This window comes from Vibrio sp. 704 (assembly GCF_033339295.1).
The window spans coordinates 1-522 of the sequence record NZ_JAWOUH010000994.1 but is presented as its reverse complement, the minus strand read 5'-3'; the positions used below and the strand labels follow the sequence as shown (position 1 = coordinate 522).

At 51.1% G+C, this 522-nt stretch carries 1 protein-coding gene; it reads right to left on the bottom strand.

The features are described 5' to 3' along the window. The coding region (locus R7R24_RS30300) for an LOG family protein (protein WP_318120662.1) at positions 1 to 522 on the bottom strand (522 nt) is incomplete at both ends.

Below are 522 nucleotides of genomic sequence, written 5' to 3'. Positions count from 1 at the left end.
CTTCGCTCTCTTTTGGTCCGGTTAACACAATCGGCATCGGCTGATCAGCATTGTCTGGATGCATCATGATACCAAGAATGTACAGCAACTCTTCAGCAGTACCCGGACCACCCGGGAAGATCACAATACCATGCGCCATACGAACAAACGCTTCTAAACGTTTTTCGATGTCCGGCATGATGATCAGCTCGTTGACGATTGGGTTTGGCGGCTCAGCGGCAATGATTGAAGGCTCCGTCAAGCCAAGGTAGCGTTGCTCGGTGTAACGCTGTTTAGCGTGACCGATTGCCGCTCCTTTCATCGGGCCTTCCATCGCACCAGGTCCACAACCCGTACAGATATTAAGTTCACGTAAGCCAAGCTCGTTACCCACTTCGCGCGTGTATTGGTATTCAACGCCATTGATTGAATGGCCGCCCCAACAGACGACGAGATTTGGTTCAATACCGGGAGTGAGCGCGCCTGCGTTACGCAAAATACCAAACACAAGGTTGGTAATGTGCGTTGGGTTAGTGAGATTGA